Raw genomic sequence first — 2,874 nt, forward strand, 5'->3', positions numbered from 1 at the left:
ACATGGGCAAAAGAGCCTTCGGGCAGGGATGAATTGATCTGCATGACGGCTTGCGCACTGGCTGCGGCAGGGAAAAATGCGGCACTTGCCGCGGCGATCATGTTGATGCGGGAGAATGTCATACTTTGTTCCTTTGTAACTGGATTTGAACGAGGAGAATCAGCATTTACGTCTGGAAAAATATTTTCTTACTACCTGGTTTATGAAAACAACATTTCACATGCGCGGACCAGCTTTTTCTGTACTGCCCTTTTATTCGGCAGCAATCCGGCGGTTTTCTTCGGAAATGGGCAGTTTTTGCGGCAGCGGATCTCTTTACCGAGGCCCTGTGCTACAGTTCGTCGAAACGCCTGTGGCCGTCTTCGATCGCGGCCATGCGGCTGCGACCGGCCGCGCCCGATAGCGCGATCGTGCGGGCGGCGATCAGGTTGCAAACCGCCATGCTGCTGACATGGTTCATCAGCGGACCATTGGCAGACGTGACGCAAGACAACTGCCAACGGGCATCGGCCGTCTCCGCGCTTGGTCGGTCTTCGATTACCGCAAGGTCTGCCCCTGCCAGACGCGCAGCCTCGACGACTGCCGTGACAAGCTTGGGCTTGCGGCGCAAAGCGACAAGAACCACGATATCTTTGCGCGACAAAGAGGCGAGGCTTTCGGCAAGGGTCTCTCCGGCACGCGGCAAGACCGTCACGTTCGCCAGCACTTGCGAGGTCTGCCAGCCAAGATATTGCGCAAAAGACTGGCCAGCGCGAAACCCGATGAACCAGACACGTGGCGCTGCAATAAGCGCTTCTGCAAGGTCGTCGATCACCGCATCATCAAGCGCGCCATAGGTCAGCTCTAGGTTCTGCTGCGAGATTTCGAAATGAGAGGCAACCGCGCGCCCGCGCGGTGGTGTCGCAGAGGAGAACCGCAGCAGGGCTGTCCCTGCGCGCTGTTCATCCCTGACGGCACGGCGCGCTTCGTCGAAAGAACTGTATCCGATGCGGCGCACAAATCGCGATACGGTGGCGTTCGACACATTCGCCAGCTCTGCAATCTCCGAGGCCGTGTAGCCAGCCATTTCTCCCGGAAAATCGAGGACAAGCTCTGCAAGTTTATGTTCGCTCGGATGCAACTCCGGCAAAGCATCACGCACACGCAGCAAGAAGGGTTTGGTCACATCAGTACTCATTGTCTCAAAATGATCGCTGTTGATCCTGAGGTAAACAGGTTTATGCGACGGACCGAAAATTGGCGCGCTGCCTTGTGCGATAGGACCGTACACTGCCGGCTTCTATTATCCGCGAAGGCGCAGAGCCCGCATGTGGCAAAGGCCCCATGCGCGTCCTTCAGGCCCACTTCTTTTACACCGCAGACCGGATTTTTCCAAAGCGCGCGCGATCGGTTATGCGGACCACGAACGGTGGATTCCGCCTTTGACAGAAACGGATAAGTTCTGTCCGCATGTGCCACACGGCGGACATTCTGTGAAATCGAGTTGTTCGACAGTTGAGCGCAGATAGTGCGCAGTCGCGACACGCGCCAAATTCCCATTGCGCCCGTGCTGAGTGCCTCAGGAATTTGACTTGTGGCGGTGCCCCATCCCATGCGCAGTCTACCGCAAAAGCGGACGGCTGGACCTGTCACGCCAACATGCCGAGTTGCTTTATGTCGTCGGGTTGTCATCGAGGGTCACCAACGCTGACAGACTCGTGTCAGTGTGCAGGCCTAAGGAGACAAGATTCAGTCAAGTAACTGAAATAAAACCAACAAAATCGAGATACTTCGGAGCCTCTAAGTGAGTTGCTATCCTCACCGTAAGCGATTCGGAGCCCTTCAAATGCGCATCTTGGTCTTGTTTTTTGCCGCCGTGTTGATCCTGGCGGCACTCATTTTTCTCATTGGCTGGCTTTTGCCAGAAACGCGCGAAGGTCGCGCAGAAACAACCATCGCGGCACCTCCAGATCTGGTTCTGGCAGTGATCGCGGATGTCGAGACACAACCGGAGTGGCGGGATGTCGGCACCGTGACACGGACAGAAAATGGATGGTTCGAGGTGACTGCGCGAGGAGAACGAATTGATTTTGTTTCAGATGTAATGTCCGTGGACCGGATCAGATTGCGCTTCACTTCGGATGCTGGCTACTCGGGCGAATGGGAGGCGCTTCTGGAGCCTGTTTCCGGTGGCACTCGGATCGCGGTGGTGGAGCGTGCAACTGTCCCCTCAGCGCTGGGCCGGATCATCGCGCGACTTATGTTTGATCCGACAGCGTTTGCAACCGAGTATCTGGCCAGCTTGAAGGCCCATGTGGAGGATAAGTAAATGGCGAAGAAGCCAACCGATTGGCGCAAGCGGTTCGGGGCCGCCAAGCCGCCACATGTTGTCATGCTTCACACGGATTTTGCGGGCGTGAAGGCTGGGACAACGATGTTGATATCTTCGCCGGGAGATATTGCGACCTATCTGGCCAAGATCCCTAAAGGCGAAACGCGGACGATCGCACGGCTTCGCAACGAACTTGCGCGAAAAGCGGATGCGCAGTCCATGTGCCCGGTGACAACAGCAATCTATCTGCGGGTCGTCGCCGAGGTGAGCTTGCGGGACCTTGAAGAGGGTAAGCGTCTCGACGAAGTCGTTCCTTTCTGGCGGGTGGTGACGCCGGACAGCAAGGTTGCAAAGAAACTGTCATGCGGCGCGGACCATGTGGCACACCTCATAAATCTTGATCTGGGTCAGCCAGCCGATTGAACGGCACTTGAACAATTATTGGACAGAAACCCCTTACCAGAACCTGTGCGGCCCAAAACGGTGGTTATCGCCTATGACAGAAACGTCTGAGTTCTGTCCGCATACGCCACACGGCGGACATTCGATGCCAGCGGGTCATC

Annotated in this window: 3 protein-coding genes; 2 read left to right on the forward strand and 1 reads right to left on the reverse strand. The window is 56.3% G+C overall.

Annotated features, from left to right (window positions below):
* Window positions 1-331 precede the first annotated feature (331 nt).
* Window positions 332-1,177, reverse strand: a complete 846-nt coding sequence (locus tag NWQ23_RS11480) for a MurR/RpiR family transcriptional regulator (RefSeq protein ID WP_306166498.1) — start codon at window positions 1,175-1,177, stop codon at window positions 332-334.
* Between the two features lie 648 nt (window positions 1,178-1,825).
* Here NWQ23_RS11480 and NWQ23_RS11485 point away from each other — a divergent pair.
* Together NWQ23_RS11485 and NWQ23_RS11490 are read left to right on the forward strand one after the other, a co-directional pair.
* Complete coding sequence (locus NWQ23_RS11485) at window positions 1,826-2,308, forward strand: hypothetical protein (RefSeq protein WP_306166499.1); 483 nt, start codon at window positions 1,826-1,828, stop codon at window positions 2,306-2,308.
* Entirely contained in the window at window positions 2,309-2,734 is a 426-nt protein-coding gene (locus NWQ23_RS11490) for a hypothetical protein (RefSeq protein ID WP_306166500.1), read from the forward strand.
* Window positions 2,735-2,874 lie beyond the last annotated feature (140 nt).

This window comes from Yoonia sp. (assembly GCF_030731595.1).
GTDB lineage: Bacteria > Pseudomonadota > Alphaproteobacteria > Rhodobacterales > Rhodobacteraceae > Yoonia.

Bases quoted from the DNA above. Each gene is read 5' to 3' on its own strand.
- NWQ23_RS11480 (WP_306166498.1), bottom strand. From the start codon at position 1,177: ATGAGTACTGATGTGACCAAACCCTTCTTGCTGCGTGTGCGTGATGCT.
- NWQ23_RS11485 (WP_306166499.1), top strand. From the start codon at position 1,826: ATGCGCATCTTGGTCTTGTTTTTTGCCGCCGTGTTGATCCTGGCGGCA.
- NWQ23_RS11490 (WP_306166500.1), top strand. From the start codon at position 2,309: ATGGCGAAGAAGCCAACCGATTGGCGCAAGCGGTTCGGGGCCGCCAAG.